This is a genomic window from Nocardioides sp. NPDC004968 (genome assembly GCF_040608935.1).
GTDB lineage: Bacteria > Actinomycetota > Actinomycetes > Propionibacteriales > Nocardioidaceae > Nocardioides.
This window is the reverse complement of sequence record NZ_JBEXJF010000003.1, coordinates 255262-272475: the sequence shown is the minus strand read 5'-3', so window position 1 is coordinate 272475 and position 17214 is coordinate 255262. Positions and strand designations below refer to the sequence as shown.

19 protein-coding genes are annotated in these 17214 nt (G+C 69.4%); 12 read left to right on the top strand and 7 right to left on the bottom strand.

The window, feature by feature from the left end:
* The first annotated feature begins 33 nt into the window (after positions 1-33).
* From ABZU72_RS05975 to ABZU72_RS05955, 5 genes are read left to right on the top strand one after another with little or no spacing between them, the layout of a single operon-like run.
* On the top strand, positions 34-480 hold the full coding sequence (locus ABZU72_RS05975; protein ID WP_355017949.1) for an SRPBCC family protein: 447 nt from the start codon (positions 34-36) through the stop codon (positions 478-480).
* A complete protein-coding gene (locus ABZU72_RS05970; RefSeq protein WP_355017948.1) occupies positions 477-1709 on the top strand; it encodes an ArsA family ATPase in 1233 nt (410 codons plus the stop codon). The genes ABZU72_RS05975 and ABZU72_RS05970 overlap by 4 nt, the downstream gene beginning before the upstream one ends.
* Complete coding sequence (locus ABZU72_RS05965; protein ID WP_160024370.1) at positions 1706-2128, top strand: DUF5304 family protein; 423 nt, start codon at positions 1706-1708, stop codon at positions 2126-2128. Before ABZU72_RS05970 ends, ABZU72_RS05965 begins: the two co-directional genes overlap by 4 nt.
* A gap of 3 nt (positions 2129-2131) precedes the next feature.
* On the top strand, positions 2132-3082 hold the full coding sequence (locus tag ABZU72_RS05960; RefSeq protein WP_355017947.1) for an ROK family glucokinase: 951 nt from the start codon (positions 2132-2134) through the stop codon (positions 3080-3082).
* A 10-nt stretch (positions 3083-3092) separates the two neighbouring features.
* Complete coding sequence (locus ABZU72_RS05955; protein WP_355017946.1) at positions 3093-4058, top strand: ROK family protein; 966 nt, start codon at positions 3093-3095, stop codon at positions 4056-4058.
* Here the strand turns inward: ABZU72_RS05955 and ABZU72_RS05950 are convergent.
* The gene (locus tag ABZU72_RS05950; protein ID WP_355017945.1) at positions 4055-4543 is read right to left on the bottom strand and encodes a hypothetical protein; all 489 of its coding nucleotides are present in this window, start codon (positions 4541-4543) and stop codon (positions 4055-4057) included. The genes ABZU72_RS05955 and ABZU72_RS05950 overlap by 4 nt on opposite strands.
* 98 nt (positions 4544-4641) lie before the next feature.
* On the opposite strand from ABZU72_RS05950, the gene ABZU72_RS05945 reads away from it, so the two are divergent.
* Genes ABZU72_RS05945 through ABZU72_RS05930 form a run of 4 tightly spaced genes read left to right on the top strand, consistent with a single transcriptional unit; the run spans position 4642 to position 7649 of the window.
* Positions 4642-5394, top strand: a complete 753-nt coding sequence (locus ABZU72_RS05945) for a lysophospholipid acyltransferase family protein (protein WP_355017944.1) — start codon at positions 4642-4644, stop codon at positions 5392-5394.
* 50 nt (positions 5395-5444) lie between these two features.
* Positions 5445-5879 carry a flavin reductase family protein gene (locus tag ABZU72_RS05940; RefSeq protein WP_355017943.1) on the top strand — a complete coding sequence of 145 codons (435 nt, stop codon included), beginning with the start codon at positions 5445-5447 and terminating at the stop codon, positions 5877-5879.
* Positions 5880-5887: 8 nt separating this feature from the next.
* The gene (locus ABZU72_RS05935) at positions 5888-6730 is read left to right on the top strand and encodes an arylamine N-acetyltransferase (RefSeq protein WP_355017942.1); all 843 of its coding nucleotides are present in this window, start codon (positions 5888-5890) and stop codon (positions 6728-6730) included.
* A 25-nt stretch (positions 6731-6755) separates the two neighbouring features.
* On the top strand, positions 6756-7649 hold the full coding sequence (locus tag ABZU72_RS05930; protein WP_355017941.1) for a hypothetical protein: 894 nt from the start codon (positions 6756-6758) through the stop codon (positions 7647-7649).
* Between the two features lie 14 nt (positions 7650-7663).
* Here ABZU72_RS05930 and ABZU72_RS05925 read toward each other — a convergent pair whose 3' ends face one another.
* Complete coding sequence (locus tag ABZU72_RS05925) at positions 7664-8191, bottom strand: GNAT family N-acetyltransferase (RefSeq protein WP_355017940.1); 528 nt, start codon at positions 8189-8191, stop codon at positions 7664-7666.
* A gap of 193 nt (positions 8192-8384) precedes the next feature.
* On the opposite strand from ABZU72_RS05925, the gene ABZU72_RS05920 reads away from it, so the two are divergent.
* A complete protein-coding gene (locus ABZU72_RS05920; protein WP_355017939.1) occupies positions 8385-9719 on the top strand; it encodes an endo-1,4-beta-xylanase in 1335 nt (444 codons plus the stop codon).
* A gap of 92 nt (positions 9720-9811) precedes the next feature.
* Here the strand turns inward: ABZU72_RS05920 and ABZU72_RS05915 are convergent, their stop codons facing one another.
* From ABZU72_RS05915 to ABZU72_RS05900, 4 genes are read right to left on the bottom strand one after another with little or no spacing between them, the layout of a single operon-like run.
* Positions 9812-10684 carry a metallophosphoesterase gene (locus ABZU72_RS05915; RefSeq protein ID WP_355017938.1) on the bottom strand — a complete coding sequence of 291 codons (873 nt, stop codon included), beginning with the start codon at positions 10682-10684 and terminating at the stop codon, positions 9812-9814.
* A 29-nt stretch (positions 10685-10713) separates the two neighbouring features.
* The gene (locus ABZU72_RS05910; protein ID WP_355017937.1) at positions 10714-11178 is read right to left on the bottom strand and encodes a hypothetical protein; all 465 of its coding nucleotides are present in this window, start codon (positions 11176-11178) and stop codon (positions 10714-10716) included.
* Entirely contained in the window at positions 11175-12644 is a 1470-nt protein-coding gene (locus ABZU72_RS05905) for a glycerol kinase (protein ID WP_355017936.1), read from the bottom strand. The genes ABZU72_RS05910 and ABZU72_RS05905 overlap by 4 nt, the downstream gene beginning before the upstream one ends.
* On the bottom strand, positions 12641-13483 hold the full coding sequence (locus tag ABZU72_RS05900) for a DUF1028 domain-containing protein (protein WP_355017935.1): 843 nt from the start codon (positions 13481-13483) through the stop codon (positions 12641-12643). The genes ABZU72_RS05905 and ABZU72_RS05900 overlap by 4 nt, the downstream gene beginning before the upstream one ends.
* A gap of 189 nt (positions 13484-13672) precedes the next feature.
* Between ABZU72_RS05900 and ABZU72_RS05895 the strand changes: the two genes are divergently transcribed.
* Together ABZU72_RS05895 and ABZU72_RS05890 are read left to right on the top strand one after the other, a co-directional pair.
* Positions 13673-15091, top strand: a complete 1419-nt coding sequence (locus ABZU72_RS05895; RefSeq protein WP_355017934.1) for an APC family permease — start codon at positions 13673-13675, stop codon at positions 15089-15091.
* Between the two features lie 110 nt (positions 15092-15201).
* Complete coding sequence (locus tag ABZU72_RS05890; protein WP_183545321.1) at positions 15202-16542, top strand: class II 3-deoxy-7-phosphoheptulonate synthase; 1341 nt, start codon at positions 15202-15204, stop codon at positions 16540-16542.
* An 87-nt stretch (positions 16543-16629) separates the two neighbouring features.
* On the opposite strand, the gene ABZU72_RS05885 is transcribed toward ABZU72_RS05890, so the two are convergent.
* On the bottom strand, positions 16630-17109 hold the full coding sequence (locus ABZU72_RS05885; RefSeq protein ID WP_355017933.1) for a GNAT family N-acetyltransferase: 480 nt from the start codon (positions 17107-17109) through the stop codon (positions 16630-16632).
* Positions 17110-17214 lie beyond the last annotated feature (105 nt).

Below are 17214 nucleotides of genomic sequence, written 5' to 3'. Positions count from 1 at the left end.
CACCTAGCAAGTCAGGGAGTGAGGACACCACCGATGGCCGATCAGACCACCTCGACGATCGTGATCGAGGCCGCGCCCTCGGCAGTGATGGCGGTGATCGCGGACTTCAAGTCCTATCCGGCCTGGGCCAAGGGCATGCAGGAGGTCAGCGTCCTCGAGACCGGCGTCGACGGGCGGGGCGAGCAGGTCCGGTTCGTGCTCGACGTCGCGCCGATCAAGGACGAATACACCCTGACGTACGACTGGGACGACGACCGCCAGGTGACCTGGTCGCTGGTGAAGGGCAACCTGCTGCGGTCGATGGACGGCGCCTACGTGCTGCGCGACCTCGGTGGTCGCACCGAGGTCACCTACCGGCTCGCGCTCGACCTGAGCATCCCGCTGATCGGCATGCTCAAGCGCAAGGGCGAGAAGGTCCTGATCGACACCGCGCTGCGAGGCCTCAAGCAGAGAGTCGAGAAGCAGGGCATGCCTTCGTGAGAATCCTCCTCTTCACCGGCAAGGGCGGCGTCGGCAAGTCGACCGTCTCGGCCGGCACCGCGGCGATGTCCGCGGCCCGCGGCCTGCGCACCCTGGTCCTCTCGACCGATGCCGCCCACTCCCTGGGCGATGCGTTCGCCATCTCCGATGGGCACAGTGAGAGTGCGTTGGGCTCGGAGCCGGTCCAGGTCACCGAGCACCTCTACGTCCAGCATGTCGACGCTCAGCGCCGCTTCGAGGAGTCGTGGGCGGAGGTGCAGGGCTATCTGCTGAGCGTCCTGGACACGATCGGGGTGGACCGGATCGCCGCCGAGGAGCTGACCATCATCCCCGGCGCCGAGGAGGTCTTCGCGCTCCTGGAGCTGCGCCGGATGGCGGTCTCGGGGGAGTGGGACACGATCGTGGTCGACTGCGCCCCGACCGCCGAGACGCTGCGGCTGCTCGCGCTTCCCGAGGCCCTGGGCTGGTATCTCGAGCGCATCCTCCCGGTGCAGCGCAAGATGGTGAAGGCCCTCAAGCCGGTGCTGACCAAGGCCGCCGGGGTGCCGATGCCCGGCGACTCCGTCTTCGACGCCCTGGTGCGGCTCCACGACGAGCTCGCGGAGGTCCGTGTCCTGCTGTCCGGCCCCGAGGCGTCCGTACGCATCGTGCTGACCCCCGAGCGGGTCGTGCTCGCCGAGGCACGACGGTCCTGGACGACGCTCTCCCTCTACGGCTACCGCGTCGACGGTGTCGTCGCCAACCGGATCTTCCCCGCCGGCGGCTCCGACGACTGGCGCGCCGGCTGGGTCAAGGCCCAGGACGACGTGCTCGGCGACGTCGGCGCCTCCTTCGAAGGTCTGCCGGTCTGGCGCTCGTTCTACCGGCCGACGGAGCCGGTCGGGGTCGAGGACCTGCGCGAGGTCGCCGAGGCAGCCTATGCATGGACGGGAAGCGTCGACCCGCTGGCCGTCCCCGAGACCGCGGCTCCGTTCCGCACCGAGACCACCGGCGAGGCCACGATCGTGCATCTGGCGCTGCCCGGGCTGGCCCAGTGGGTCGCCCGCGACCAGGTGCAGCTGGGCCGCAACGGCGACGAGCTGGCGATCACCGTGGGTGCCTACCGGCGCCTGCTGACCCTTCCCGCGGCACTCGCCCGGATGCGCGTCAGCGGGGCGCGGGTCGAGGCCGGGGAGCTGCGGGTAACGTTTTCTCGTCAGACGACGAACACCGAGAGCGAGTTGTCGTGAGCGAGCAGCGCCACGAGTGGGCGGACGAGCCGTTGGGGTCGACCGCCGAGGAGCTCGGCCGGCTGATGGAAGCCATCGGCGAGTGGGCCAAGGACTCCCGGATCGGCCACTTCACCGAGGCGGTCGGAGAGCATCTCGATACCGGGGCACCGGAGTGTGCCTACTGCCCGCTGTGCCGTACCGTACATGTCCTCCGGGAGTCGAGTCCGGAGGTCAAGGTGCACCTGGCCAGCGCTGCCGCTTCGTTGATGCAGGCCGCGGTCACGGTGCTCAATGCGGCGGCCACGAGTCCGGGTGCTGGCCCTAGTGAAGGCGAGGATGCTCACAGTGATGGCGTGCGGGCTGAGGAAGATGCGACCCGGGACTGGGCGCAGCGCTCGGAGAAGGTCGAACGGATCGATCTCGACGGCTGGAGCTGAGGCATGACGACGAAGAAGCTCGCCTGTGGTGTCGACGTCGGAGGCACCAAGATCCTCGGCGGCGTCGTCGACCACGACGGCAACATCATCGAGGACCACCGCGTCGAGTCGCCGGCGAAGAGCCCGGAGGCCATCGAGGCCGCCATCATCGAGGTGGTCCTGGAGCTCAAGACCCGCCACCCGATCGAGTGTGTCGGCATCGGCGCCGCGGGCTACATCGACAAGGGCCGCTCGACGGTCATGTTCGCGCCCAACATCGCCTGGCGCGACGTACCGCTCAAGGAGCGCCTGGAGAAGGTCCTCGAGCTGCCGGTCGTGATCGAGAACGACGCCAACGCGGCCGCGTGGGGCGAGTTCGAGTACGGCGCGGGTGCCGAGGTCGACAACATGATGCTGGTGACCGTCGGCACCGGTGTCGGCGGCGGCCTGGTGCTCGAGGGCGAGCTCTACCGCGGCGCCTTCGGCGTCGGCGCCGAGATCGGCCACATGCGGGTCGTGCCCAACGGCCACTTGTGCGGTTGCGGCAACCGCGGCTGCTGGGAGCAGTACGCCTCGGGGTCGGCCCTGGTGCGCAACGTCCGCTCCGCCGCGCGCGGCGGCTCCCTGCTGGCCCGCGACGTCCTGGACCGGGCCGAGGGTGACCTCGACAAGATCAAGGGCCCGCTGATCACCGAGGCGGCCCGCGACGGGGACGCCTTCGCGATCGAGGCGCTGACCGACCTCGGCATCTGGCTCGGCGAGGGGATCGCCTCGATCGCCGCCGTGCTGGACCCGGCCGTGGTGGCCATCGGCGGGGGAGTGGCCGAGGCCGACGACCTGCTGCTCGGGCCCGCTCGGCGCGCCTTCCAGGCCCAGCTGACCGGCCGCGGACACCGGCCGATGCTCGACGTCCGCAAGGCGACGCTCGGCAACCAGGCAGGTTTGATCGGCGCGGCGGACCTGGCTCGCAAGTGAGCCGGTTCCAGTGAGCCTGCACATCGGTGTCGACATCGGCGGCACCAAGGTGCTCGCGGCGGAGGTCTCGCCGGACGGAGAGGTGCTCCGCACCGCTCAGCGCAGCACGCCCGGACGCCGGGTCGAGCTGGAGCTGGTGGAGGACGCGCTGACCGAGGCGGTCACCGAGGTCGCCGCCGGCCGGCCCGTCGCCGGCGTCGGCCTGGCCGCCGCGGGGTTCGTCGACGCCGCCGGGGAGCGGGTCATGTTCGCGCCCCACCTGCCCTGGCGAGGCGAGCCGACTCTGACCCGGCTCTCCTCGCGATGGGGCACTCGGGTGGCGCTCGACAACGACGCCAACTGCGCCGCACTGGCCGAGCTGGAGCTCGGCGCGGCCCGCGGCGTCGACTCGGCCCTGCTCATCACCCTCGGCACCGGCATCGGCGGAGCCGTGGTTCTGGACGGCCGGATCGTACGGGGCCGCAACGGCATGGCCGGCGAGTTCGGCCACATGCAGGTCGTGCCCGGCGGGCTCCCGTGCGAGTGCGGCCTCACCGGCTGCTGGGAGCAGTACTCCTCCGGCAACGCGCTCGTCGCCTTCGTGCGCGCCCGCGTGGAGACCGAGGAGTACGCCGGCTGCGCGCTCGACGAGCTGGCCGCGGGCGACCCGCTCAAGATCACCGGCCCGGCGGTCACCGCCGCCGCGGCTCGTGGCGATGCGCTCGCGCTGGCTGCGTACGAGTCGGTGGGGTCGTGGCTGGGGGTCGGGATGGCCGGCCTCGTGGCCGCCTTCGACCCCGAGCTGTTGGTCGTCGGCGGGGGAGTCTCCACCGCGGGCGACCTGCTGCTGGCGCCGGCGCGCACGGCGCTGGAGGCCTCGCTCGTCGGCCGCCTGCACCGCGAGGTGCCGCGGATCGTGGCGACCGCCTTCGGCGCGGAGGCCGGCGTGGTGGGCGCGAGCATCCTGGCTCGCCGCCTCACCGCGAGCCAGAGCTAGACGCGAGCGCCGTCGTCCCAGGGGTCGCGGGGCTCGGACGGCATGGTCGCCAGCAGGTAGACGAAGCCGGCCAGGAAGGCGGCGACCAGGCCACCGATGACCCAGCTGCTGAAGTTCCGGCCGGTGATCTGGGTGACCACGATCAGGACCAGCACGGCGACCGGTGCGCCGAGCACCCCGATCCAGGCCAGCAGGCGTGCCGGGGTCGGCTTCGGAAGCGGCGGCGGAGGCGGCGGGACGTAGCCCTCCTCGTCGTCGCGCCACATGTCGTCATAGGCGTCCGGCTCGTCGACGGTCTCGACGATGTCGATCTTCTTCTCGAAGAGATCGCGGGCGACGGGCTCCTCCTCGAGGGCGGGGCGGTCGCCGTAGTTCTCGACGATCTCGCGCCATGCCTCGTCGTCCGACGGCTGGCCCTCCGAGGGCACGGAGGCGTCGTCGGAGGCCCCGGTTGCGTCCTCGGGCCGGTCGTCTCGGTCACTCACTCCTCCAGCCTAGCCGGATCTCATGACAGGGTGCGGGAGTAGAAGTACCTGTCTCGTTATAGGCTGACCGGTCGAAGGCAAATAGGGAAGGCGATGGGGTGTCGACGAAGCTCTTCTACTCGTTCTTGAAGTGGGTCGCGATCGGGCCACTCCTTCGGGCGGTTTTCCGGCCGTCCTATGAGGGCACGGAGAACATCCCGCGCAAGGGCCCGGCGATCATGGCCAGCAACCACCTCTCCTACGCCGACTGGCTCTTCATGCCGCTCGGCATGAAGCGGATGGTGCGCTTCGTCGCCAAGGCGGAGTACTTCACCGGAACGGGCCCCAAGGGCTTCCTGCAGAGGATCTTCTTCTCGGGCACCGGCAACGTGCCGATCGACCGCGGTGGCGCCACCGCCGCCGAAGGGGCGCTCATCGCCGCCAAGCGGGTCCTGGCCGAGGGCGAGCTCTTCGGGATCTACCCCGAGGGCACCCGCTCCCACGACGGCAAGCTCTACCGGGGACGGACCGGCATCGCCAGACTGGCACTGGACACGGGTGCGCCCGTGATCCCGGTCGCCGTGATCGGCACCGATGTGATCGCGCCTCCGGGCAAGAAGTTCGGCAAGCTCGTGCACCCGCGGGTCATCTACGGCAAGCCGCTGGACTTCTCGCGCTACGAGGGCATGACCAACGACCGCTACATCCTGCGTGCGATCACCGACGAGATCGTCTACGAGATCCTGAAGCTCTCCGGTCAGGAGTACGTCGACATGTACGCCACCGAGGCCAAGAAGCTGGCCGACGGCAAGAAGCCCACGAAGAAGTCCTCCGGGTCGGCAAAGACCGGGCCTACCAAGGACGTAGCCTGACGATCCACTCGTCCCACCCGTTCCCGACGCCGGAGGATCCGGTACGCCGGTTGCGCGGTCGTCTGGGTGGGCGGGTGTCGCTGTGGACATGTGGGTCCGCCGGGCTCACGGTCTCCTCGCTGATGGTGGCAAACGGGTCGCCCGGAGCCGTCCTCGGTCTGCTCGATCCCGACTCGGACCTCCGTGACGAGCTCGAGGAGACCGGCGTGGGGGTCGTGTCGCTGCTCCACTGGCGCCATCGCGACCTCGCCGAGGCGTTCGGAGGCACCGCTCCCGCTCCCGGCGGCGCGTTCCGGTCCGGGTCGTGGGAGACGACGGAGTTCGGCCGTCGGCTCGCCGACGCGCCGACCTGGGCGGGCGTACGCCTGGTGTCGATGCAGGAAATCGGCTGGTCTGCTCTGGCGACGTGCGAGATCGTGGCGCTCGAGGTCGGTGACGACGCCGACCCGCTGGTCCACCGGCACGGGAGGCTGGGTCGAGAATGAGGGGCGAAATGATCGAGGGCTATCTGCGACGGCTCGGCATCGAAGGGCGGCCGGAGGCGACGTACGAGACGCTTGTCGATCTTCATCACCGCCATCTCGACACGCTTCCCTACGACAACCTCTCGATCATGCTCGCGGCCATAGGCGCGCTCGGCGCGCCGCACTCCGTCGACCCGGGGGAGACCCTGGAGCGGGTCGCCGCCGGTGGCAACGCCGGTTACTGCTTCCACCACAACGGGCTGGTCGCGCTGGTCCTGGAGGAGCTGGGGTTCGAGGTCGTACGCCGCCCCGGCCAGCTGATCGAGACCACCGGCCCGAGCGGGGAGCTGGACCATCTCGCCTTCGAGGTCCGCGGGCTGTCGACGGCCGAGAACCCGGAGGGGCGCTGGTGGCCCGATCTGGGTTTCGGCGATGGCTTCCGGGAGCCGCTGCCGCTGGTCGATGGGCACTTCCGGCAGAACGGCTTCGTCTATCGGCTGGTGCGGGTGGGCGAGGACGGCTGGACCTTCCATCACGATCCGGCGGGGTCCTTCCACGGCAACCTCATCCGCGGCGTGGTCGGCCTGGACGAGGTCGCGGCCAGACATCCGGCGCTCGCCACGCCGCCCGGGCCCTACACGAGCAAGCTGGTCGTGCAGCGACGCGACGCGACCGGTGCCGACACCGTCCGCTCGATCCGCTACACCCGGATCGGCGAGGGTGCGGTGACGCGCGAGCTGCGCGACTTCGAGGAATGGTCGGTGGCGCTGGAGGACCTCGGGCTCTCGTTCGCCGGGGTCGAGGAGGACGCGCTGCGCGAGCTCCACAAGCGACAGGCCGCCGACCACGACGAGTGGTTGCTGACGCGGTAGTCGGCGACGTGCTGAGATGGCGGACATGAGCGACGACGCACCTGCCCCCGAGCTGCTCGACATCGCGGCCGAGCTCTACGGGCTGCCGCTGGCCGACTTCACACCGGAACGCGACGCGCAAGTCAAGAGCTTGAAGGGCACGCCCCTGGCGGGTCCGGTCAAGGCGCTGAAGAAGCCCTCGACCGCGGCGTGGGTGGTGAACTTGCTGGTGCGCTACGAGACCGAGCAGGTGGAGCAGGTGATCTCGGTCGGCGCCCTGCTGCGCGAGGCGCAGACGGGCATGGACGCCGCCCAGCTGCGGGAGCTCACCAAGCAGCGGCGCCAGCTGACCGCGGCGGTCACGACCCGCGCTCGCGGCCTCGCGCGCGAGCACGGTCTCCGGGTGACCGAGGCGGTCGCGACCCAGGTCGAGGCGACGCTGACCGCGGCCATGATCGACGAGTCCGCCGCCCAGGCCGTACGCAGCGGTCTGCTCATCTCCGCATTGGCCGCCACCGGGATCGACGCCGTGAACGCGGCGGACGCCGTCGCGCTGCCGGACGCCTTGGGCTTCGAGGTCCCCGAGGTCGTCCCGCCGCCCCCGGAGCCGCTGCGGGCGGTCCCGGACCTGCCCGACACCGCGGCGCTCGACGAGGCCCGTGAGGCGCTCACGGAGGCCGAGTCCGCGCTGTCCGGTGCCGAGGAGGAGCGCGACAAGGCCATGTCCGCCTTCAAGGACATCGAGGCGAGGTCGCTCCAGGTGAAGTCGGAGATCGACGAGCTACGCCGCCGGCTGGCCGACCTGGAGTCGACCGCCGCCGACGTCGACGACGAGCTCACCGACGCGGAGGATGCCCGCGACTCCGCCGACACCGCCGTGACCGAGGCGGCCGCTGCCCGCGACTCCGCCGCCGCAGAGGTCGAGCGCCTCGGCGGATAGGGCCGGTCGCCGGCTCAGATGCTCTTCCGCATCCGGACGAGCGGGACGGGTGCGCCGCCACGGTCGTCGTTGATCCGCTCGACCGGTTCGAAGCCGTACGCCGTGTAGAGCGGCTCGCCGGACAGGGTGCCCATCAGCTCGAGGGTGGTGAAGCCCTCCGTTGCCGCGGCTTGCTCGCAGAGGTCCAGGATCAGCCTGCCCACGCCGCGTCGGGCGAAGGCCGGGTTCGTGTACATCGCCCGCACCCTGGCCGGGTCCGTCTGCGGGTCCAGGAGCTTCGGCTCGCGGCCCGGGGTGTGGTCGCCACCGTAGAGCGTCGCCCTCCTGCTCCAGCCGCCGCAGCCGGCGATCTGATGGTCCTCTTCGACCACGAAGTAGGTGCCGTCCTCGATCAGCTGGGTGTCGATGCCCATCACGGTTCGGCTCGAGGTGATCTGGGCCGCGGTCAGAAAGCCCTTCTGGAGCTCTCCGATCGACACGTTCATGATCGCCGTCAGGTTCGGGATGTCTTCTTGGGTCGCGATGCGGTGGGTGAAGGGCACGTGTCAAAGCGTGTCATGACTCTGCAGTGTCCTTGCCGCGCGGCCAGGACCAGGATTCCTGTGTGAGGTAAGTCACGTGAATTCGACAGAAACCATTGACTCTGTAAAACGATGTCGATAACGTTTTCGAGCGAGTTCGCGCGAGCTCTGAGGTACACCGACCACCTTTCATTCCGGGAGAACAGGATCGATGATGACCCGAGTTCGTGTCAGACCCCTGCGCGCCATGAAGGCCAGAGGAACCGCCGCCTTCACCACGCTCGCCGCCTTGGTGATCACCAGCGGCATCGCCATCACTGCCGTCGCCGGACCCGCCCGGGCCGACGGCTCCACCCTGCAGGCAGCCGCGGCCGAGTCCGGCCGCTACTACGGCACCGCCATCGCTGCGAGCCGGATGTCCGACTCGCAGTACACGACCATCGCGAACCGCGAGTTCAACATGATCACCGCCGAGAACGAGATGAAGATGGACGCGACCGAGCCGTCGCCGAACCAGTTCAGCTTCTCTTCCGGGGACCAGATCGCCAACTGGGCCATCCAGAACGGCAAGCGGGTCCGTGGGCACGCGCTGGCCTGGCACTCACAGCAGCCGGGCTGGATGCAGAACATGGAGGGCAGCTCGCTCCGCAGCGCGATGCTCAATCACATCGCCGGCGTCGCCGGCCACTACCGCGGCAAGATCTATGCCTGGGACGTGGTGAACGAGGCCTTCGAGGACGGCTCCTCCGGGGCGCGCCGCAACTCCAACCTGCAGCGCACCGGCAACGACTGGATCGAGGCCGCCTTCCGTGCCGCCCGCTCCGCCGACCCGAACGCGAAGCTCTGCTACAACGACTACAACACCGACAACTGGAGCCACGCGAAGACGCAGGCCGTCTACAACATGGTCCGCGACTTCAAGTCGCGCGGCGTACCCATCGACTGCGTCGGCTTCCAGGCCCACTTCAACTCGGGCAACCCGGTGCCGAGCAACTACCACGTCACGCTGCAGAACTTCGCCGACCTGGGTGTCGACGTACAGATCACCGAGCTCGACATCGCCGGGTCCGGCACCTCGCAGGCCGAGCAGTTCCGCGGTGTGACCCAGGCCTGCATGGCGGTGACCCGCTGCACCGGCATCACCGTCTGGGGCGTACGCGACACCGACTCGTGGCGCGCCTCGGACACCCCGCTGCTCTTCGACGGCTCCGGCAACAAGAAGCTGGCCTACAGCTACGTCCTCGACCAGCTCAACACCGCGGACGGCGGGTCCAACCCGCCGGCCGGTAGCTGCACGGTGAGCGTCACCCGGACCGAGTCCTGGAACGACCGGTTCAACACCGTGTTCGCCGTCAGCGGCACCGACGACTGGGTGGTCCAGATCAGCACGGGCTCGGGCCAGAGCCTGCAGAACGCCTGGAACGCGACCGTCTCCGGGACGTCGGGAACGCTCACCGCCGCACCGAACGGCAACGGCAACCAGTTCGGGATCACGCTCTACTCGGGCGGGAACACGGCGACACCGACCGCGACCTGTACCGCGGCCTGACACCGATACGCCTGACACCGATACGCCTGAGGCCTCGGCTGCGGATGATCCGCAGCCGAGGCTGCGTCGTCGGACCGTGGCGAACGGTCGCCTCAGAGCTCCTCGAGGGCATCCTCTCCGGAGGCGGGGTCGTAGAGGTAGACCTGCTCGCCGGCACGGGGGTCGCGGGCGGAGAGCACGTGGAAGGTGGGGGAGGCCGGGTCGGCGAGGTCGACGACGGTCGCGCCGGCGCCGAGCACGCCGCGTACGAGATGCGGGGGAGCGGTGGTGTCGATGCGGGTGACGACGCCGGGCGTCACCCAGACGGGTACGCCGGCGAGGAATCCGCTGACCTGGAAGTGCAGGTGTCCGGTGAGGATGGCGCGTACGTCGCTGCTCCGCACCACCCGGCCCAGGGCGGAGATGTTTCGCAGGACGACATCGGCGACGTAGGGGACCGAGGCGAGGTGGAGAGGCGGATGATGCAGGACGAGGACGGTTCCGTCGCGTACCGGAGTGGCCAGCTCGTTCGCGAGGCAGGCGAGCTGGTGCTCGTCGAGGAAGCCGTGGGTCTTGCCCGGGACCAGGCTGTCGATGGTGATGACCCTGAGGTCGCCCAGGTAGCTGACCGCCGCGCACAGGTCCGAGTCCGGGTCCAGCAGCCGGCCGCGGTCGCTCCCGTCGGGATCGCGATGTCCGCTGCCGAGCACCTCACGGAACGGGCCGCGGGCATCGTGGTTGCCCGTCGAGTAGAGGTGCGGGATGCCGCGCTCGGCCGCGAACGCACCCACCCGCTCCACGACCGAGCGGCAGCCCGCAGCCGAGCCGTCGTCGGCGATGTCGCCGCTGACCACGACGGCGTCCAGGCCGGGCAGGTGGCGGGCGTCGTGCAGGATGCCGTCGAGAGCGGCGACGGCGTCGACGCCGTCCATGTCGGCGCCTGTCGCGGAGACGTGGGTGTCGGAGAGATGCAGGATCCGGGTCAAGGTGTGCTTCCTGTCCGAGTCGAAAGGGGTCAGGTGGTGAAGGCTGACATGCGAACCTCGGCCACGCCGTCGTGCTCGCCGAGGACGGCGACGTTGAGGTAGTGGGCGTCGACCTCCTCCTCGACCTGGGTGAGGTCGACCTGGACGCAGGCGACCGCGTCCGTGCAGCCGGCCTCGCCCAGCACGGGGGAGCCGGGAACCTGCGCGAGCCAGGTGTCGAGATCCGAACGCGGGACCGTCATGGTGCCCTCCATATGCCAGTCCTGGAACCCGACATAGGTGCAGGTCGCAGCCGAGCTCCCGGCCGGCAGGTCCGGCACACCGACCGCCTCGGCGAGCTCGACGCAGTCGATCGGCTCGGCCTCCGCGGACTCACCGAGGTCCGCGCCCACCCAGGCGATCAGCCCGACGAGACCGACCAGCATGAGGACCACGAACACGGCACCCGCCACGAGCGCCCAGCCCCACCAGGGCACCCGTCTCGGTGTGCTCATGCCCACTGTCGGGAACGCTCGACGGCCCGGGTCCAGGAGGCGTACGCCTCATCGGCCGCATCGCGGCGCGACGCGTCAGGGGAGAAGGTGCGGTCCAAGGCCCAGGTCTCGCGGATCTCGTCGAACGAGGACCACACGCCGACCCCGAGGCCGGCGAGGAAGGCCGCGCCGAGACCCGTGGTCTCGACGTAGCGAGGGCGGGAGACGTCGACCCCGAGCTGGTCTGCCTGGAGCTGGCACAGCAGGTTGTTGGCGGCCGCGCCGCCGTCGACGTTGAGCGAGGCGACGGGCGTCGGCATGGTGGCCATCACGTCGCGTACCTCGAAGGTGATCGCCTCCAGGGTCGCCCGCACGATGTGGGCGCGGGTGGTGCCGCGGGTGATGCCGATGATCGTGCCGCGGGCGTCGGGGTCCCAGTGGGGCGCGCCGAGGCCGGTAAGGGCGGGCACGAACACGACGCCCTCGGACGAGGTGACGGTGTGCGCCAGGGCCTCCGTCTCCGCGGCCGAGCCGATGATCTGCAGGCCGTCGCGCAACCACTGCACCGCGGCGCCGGTCACGAAGATGGAGCCCTCGAGGACGTAGGTGACCTCTCCGTCGGGCGACATCCAGCCCGGCGAGGTGAGCAGGCCGGAGTCCGACCGCTGCGGGGTGGTGCCGGTGTTGGTCAGCACGAACGAGCCGGTGCCGTAGGTGCACTTGGAGTCGCCCACCTCGAACGCGGCCTGCCCGAACAGCGCCGCCTGCTGGTCCCCGGCCACCCCGGCGATCGGCAGCGAGAGATCCAGGAAGGAGCGCGGGTCGGTGACCACGCCCTCGCCCCAGTTGGGACCGATCTCCGGAAGCGCGTCGCGCGGCACCCCGAAGAGGTCGCACAGCTCGTCGGACCAGTCGTTGGCGCCGATGTCGAACAGCAGGGTCCGCGACGCGTTCGAGACGTCGGAGACGTGGTGCATGCCGCGGGTCATCCGGGCGATGAGGTAGGAGTCGACGGTGCCGATCGCGTAGCGCCCCGACTCCACGTGCGCCCAGGTGTGCGGCTCGTTCTCACGGATCCAGGCCAGCTTCGTCGCGCTGAAGTAGGGGTCCAGGCGGAGCCCGGTCAGCTCCCGGACGCGGGCGTCGTGGTCGGCCATCGAGGCGCACATCGCGGTCGTACGCCGGTCCTGCCACACGATCGCCCGCCGCGGCGACCCCAGCGTCTCCCGGTCCCACAGCACGACCGTCTCGCGCTGGTTGGTGATCCCGATGCCGACGAGGTCGTCCTTGCCGTGGGCCGCGAGGACCGTACGGCACGCCTCGAGGGTCGCCTGCCAGATCCCCTCGGGCACGTGCTCGACCCGGCCCGGGCTGGGGAAGAGCTGGTCGAACTCCTCATAGCCCCGGGCCGCGACCTCGCCCTTCTCGGTAACGATCAGGGCCGTGACACCGGTGGTGCCGGCGTCGATGGCGAGGATCGCACTCACTTCGGCGTCCTGACGATGTCGAGGATGCGCCGGTCGATCCAGGACAGGTCCTCCGCCACCCGCATCTCGTAGTTCTCGGTGGCGACCCAGGCTAGGAAGCTCGTGGCGCCCTGCGCCGCGGCGTACGTCTCCACCTCGGCCTCGATCTCCGGGGTGACCTGCACCTTCTCGGCCTCGGTCGACGCGGTCAGGTAGAAGTCGCTGAGATCCAGGAGCCGCTTCAGCTCGGTGATCGGCGCCGCGTGGTCATCGACCCGGAGGTCGGCCGCGATGTCGTCGTTGCCGCCGTAGCCGGCCTCCTCGCGCACCACCAGGAGGGCCGCGCTCTGCCGGCCGCGGCTGTCGCCGCCGGCCTCGTCGCCCGCGGCCAGGGCCGCCAGCAGCCGGTGCTGCAACGGCTCCTCGGGGGAGGAGGCCAACCAGGCGGCCTCCATCGCCTCGACCACCTCGGGGCCGGTGAGGATGTTGCCCTGGATCGCGTACGCCCCATCCTCGGTGGAGCCGGTCCGGCCACCCGCCCAGGCGAAGCAGGACGGTCCGGTGTGGGACGCGGCGTTGCCGTCGACGTCGACGATGCCGACCTGACGGTGGTCCCGTCGCTCGTCCTCCTCCAGCAGCCTCTCGAGGGCGACCGAAGCGGTCGCACCCTCGTCGAGGTGAGCGAGCGCGAGACCCTTGTAGGCGACGTTGGCCTCGGCCTGGGTGGCGATGGCTCCGACTCCCGCGACGGCGGCCGGGACGGCCGATCCGACGGCGAGGAACTTCGAAGCGACGGCCACACCCCAGGTGGGCTCCCCGGTGCCTGGATCAACTGCTCTGGCGACGATGGAGAAGGTCATGGCGTGACCCTATCCACGAAATTTCGTCCGGTTACGGCGTGTTGACGAATTGTCGTACACCTGACGGCGAGGTTGGGCTTTGATTGAGGGATCCCTTCATCCCAATTTCGGAACTGAGTTTCGAACGTGACCAGGAAGGACATCATGACAACCCTGGCGAAAGAAGAAACACCCGAGTTGAAGAGAGTGATGGGGCCTTGGCTCCTTCTGCTCTTCATCGTCGGTGACATCCTGGGAGCCGGCGTCTATGCCGTCACCGGGACCATGGCCGGCTACGTGGGCGGCATCCTGTGGCTGCCGTTCCTGCTCGCCTTCGTGGTGGCCACCATGACCGCGTTCTCCTACCTCGAGCTGGTGACGAAGTATCCCAGCGCCGCCGGTGCCGCGCTCTACACGCACAAGGCGTTCGGCATCCACTTCCTCACCTTCATGGTGACCTTCGCGGTCGCCTGCTCGGGCATCACCAGCGCATCGACCTCCGCCAACACGCTGGCGCAGAACTTCTTCGGCGGTCTGGAGATCAACGGCTGGATGGACGCGCCCAGCGAAGGCGCCGTCACCACCTTGGCGTTGGGTTTCATGGTCCTGCTCGCGCTGATCAACCTGCGTGGCGTGGGCGAGAGCGTGAAGTTCAACATCGTCCTCACGATCGTCGAGATGCTCGCGCTGAGCATCGTGATCGGCGTCGGCTTCTACGTGATCGCCCAGGGCAAGGCGGAGATGTCCGAGCTGGTCTCCTTCGAGGACTACTCCGACATGGGCGTGGTCTTCGCGGTCACCGCGGCGACCTCGGTGGCGTTCTTCGCGATGGTCGGGTTCGAGGACGCGGTCAACATGGTCGAGGAGACCAAGGAACCGGAGCGGATCTTCCCGCGCACCATGTTCATGGGCCTGGGCGCCGCCGCGCTCCTCTACATCCTGGTCGCCGTCTCGGTGGTCAGCGTGCTGAGCCCCGGAGAGCTCGAGACCATCCGCGAGTCCGAGGGCCGGGCCCTGCTCGAGGTGGTCGAGAAGGGCGCTCCCGACTTCCCGATCGACAAGGTGTTCCCGTTCCTGGCGGTCTTCGCCGTCGCCAACACCGCGCTGATCAACATGCTGATGGCCAGCCGGCTCGTCTACGGCATGGCCAAGCAGCGGGTGCTGCCCAAGCAGCTGGGCGCGGTCCTGCCGGGCCGGCGCACGCCCTACATCGCGATCATCTTCACCACGGTGCTGGCGCTGCTGCTGATCTGGTACGTCTCCAGCGACCCGGACAGCAACATCGTCTCCAACCTCGGCTCGACGACCGCGCTGCTCCTGCTGTGCGTCTTCGCGATCGTCAACATCGCCTGCGTGGTCCTGCGCAACCGACGTGCCGACACCGACAAGGTGTTCTTCACCGCGCCGAGGTGGCTGCCGCCCATCGCCGCGATCCTGTGCATCTACCTGGCCGGCCCGTGGGTCGACCGAGACGGGATCGTCTACGAGATCGCCGGCGGCCTGATGGTCATCGGCGTGATCCTGTGGGCCATCACCTGGCTCATCAACAAGTTCGCCAACAAGGACGACGAGCCGCCGCACTTCCAGGACATCGAGCACATGGACGTGAACCCCGAGGACGACAAGTAACCGGGTGAATTCGGTCAGGGCCGGCATACGTTCTCTCGAGGACGTACGCCGGCCCTGCCGTGTCTGAGATGACTTCGTAACAACCGGGTGATCCGCGTACCCTGAGGCTCGTGAACGACGCCTTCCCCTCCCTCGAGCAGCTGCACGCCATCGGAGCCCTTCAGCAGCCGACCTATTCCGACCCGGCCGCGCTGGCCGCGGCGGTCGAGAAGCTGAGGAACCAGCCGCCGCTCGTCTTTGCGGGGGAGTGCGACCAGCTCAAGAGCTCGATCGCCGCCGCCGGCCGTGGTGAGGCATTCATCCTGCAGGGCGGCGACTGCGCCGAGGTCTTCGCCGAGGCGACCGCCGACAACACCCGCAACAAGCTGCGCGTGCTGCTGCAGATGGCCGTGGTCCTGACGTACGCCGCCTCCGTCCCGGTCGTGAAGATCGGCCGGCTCGCGGGGCAGTACGCCAAGCCGCGCTCCTCCGACACCGAGACCCGCGACGGAGTGACCCTGCCGGCCTACCGCGGCGACGCCGTCAACGGCTTCGAGTTCACCGAGGAGTCGCGGATCCCCGACCCGCAGCGGCTGCTGGACGTCTACCACGCCTCCTCCTCGACCCTGAACCTCGTGCGCGCGTTCACCACCGGTGGCTACGCCGACCTGCGTCAGGTGCACACCTGGAACTCCGAGTTCGTGCGCAACTCGCCCGTCGGCGCGAAGTACGAGGCGATGGGCTCCGAGATCGAGCGCGCGATCGCGTTCATGGAGGCCATCGGCGCCGACCCGGAGGAGTTCCACCGGGTCGACTTCTACTCCTCCCACGAGGCGCTGCTGCTCGAGTACGAGCACGCGATGACCCGCATCGACTCGCGCACCGAGACGCCGTACAACGTCTCCGGCCACTTCGTCTGGATCGGTGAGCGCACCCGTCAGCTCGACGGCGCCCACGTCGAATACTTCCGCCACCTCAACAACCCGATCGGCTGCAAGCTCGGCCCCACCGCGACCCCCGACGACGCGCTCGCGCTGGCCGCCAAGCTCAACCCGAAGAACGAGGAGGGCCGGCTCACCTTCATCACCCGCTTCGGCGCGGGGAAGGTGCGCGACGGGCTGCCCGGGCTGGTCGAGAAGATCACCGCCGAAGGCGTCAACGTCACCTGGATCTCCGACCCGATGCACGGCAACACCTTCTCCACCTCCAACGGCTACAAGACCCGCCGCTTCGAGGACGTCCTCGACGAGGTCCAGGGCTTCTTCGACGTCCACCACGCCCTCGGCACCGTCCCCGGCGGCATCCTCGTCGAGAACACCGGCGACGACGTCACCGAGATCATCGGCGGCGGCGAAGAGCTCGACGAGGCCGGCCTCGTGCACCGCTACGAGTCCGTCGTCGACCCGCGCCTCAACCGCGTCCAGTCGCTGGAGATGGCGTTCCAGGTCGCGGAGATGCTGCGGTCCCGCTAGTCACATGCGTCGCAGGAATACCCGGTTAACAGGGTATTCCTGCACTTCTCTGGCATTGCAACACCCCGGAAGTGCAGGTTTCACCGGTTAACCGGGTATTCTTTCACGCGCCCACGCGAGCTGCATGATCTCGTCGCCGTCGTGGAGGATGCTGCGGTTGTCGGTGTCGGTGAAGCCGGTGCGATCGTAGAGGCGCTGGGCTCGACGGTTGTCGGTGCGGGTCCAGACGCTGAGGCCCTCCCAGCCGCGTGACTGGAGGTCGCGGATCATCTCGGTGCCGACGTGGGAGCCCCAGACGGCGGGGTCGACGAAGACCATCGAGATGTGGCCGTAGCCGGGGAGGGGTACGCCGTCGACGAGGTAGGTCTCGGCCACCAGCATGCCCGCCGGGCGGGTGCCGTAGTGGGCGAGCAGCGCCAGCTCGGCGGAGCCCAGCTTCTCGCGGACGCGGCGGATGCGCGCCTCGGTGGCGGTGCGGCGGCGGGCGGCGTTGGCCGCCCGCCAGACGTCGAGCGCAAGGGCGCGCTGCTCGTCGCTGCTGATCTCGGCGACGATGATCCTCGGCATCAGTGCCCCAATCCGAAAGTCCGTGCTGCAAGTCGTGCGATGCGTGCGTGCATCGCAAGGCGGCGTCGCGACGGCATACCGGGCGTCTTCCGAGCGGCGCCAACG

Excerpts from the sequence above, each read along its gene's own strand:
- ABZU72_RS05910 (WP_355017937.1), bottom strand. The coding sequence starts at position 11,178 with ATGAGCACACCGAGACGGGTGCCCTGGTGGGGCTGGGCGCTCGTGGCG.
- ABZU72_RS05920 (WP_355017939.1), top strand. The coding sequence starts at position 8,385 with ATGACCCGAGTTCGTGTCAGACCCCTGCGCGCCATGAAGGCCAGAGGA.
- ABZU72_RS05885 (WP_355017933.1), bottom strand. The coding sequence starts at position 17,109 with ATGCCGAGGATCATCGTCGCCGAGATCAGCAGCGACGAGCAGCGCGCC.
- ABZU72_RS05975 (WP_355017949.1), top strand. The coding sequence starts at position 34 with ATGGCCGATCAGACCACCTCGACGATCGTGATCGAGGCCGCGCCCTCG.
- ABZU72_RS05935 (WP_355017942.1), top strand. The coding sequence starts at position 5,888 with ATGATCGAGGGCTATCTGCGACGGCTCGGCATCGAAGGGCGGCCGGAG.
- ABZU72_RS05930 (WP_355017941.1), top strand. The coding sequence starts at position 6,756 with ATGAGCGACGACGCACCTGCCCCCGAGCTGCTCGACATCGCGGCCGAG.
- ABZU72_RS05895 (WP_355017934.1), top strand. The coding sequence starts at position 13,673 with ATGGGGCCTTGGCTCCTTCTGCTCTTCATCGTCGGTGACATCCTGGGA.
- ABZU72_RS05900 (WP_355017935.1), bottom strand. The coding sequence starts at position 13,483 with ATGACCTTCTCCATCGTCGCCAGAGCAGTTGATCCAGGCACCGGGGAG.
- ABZU72_RS05960 (WP_355017947.1), top strand. The coding sequence starts at position 2,132 with ATGACGACGAAGAAGCTCGCCTGTGGTGTCGACGTCGGAGGCACCAAG.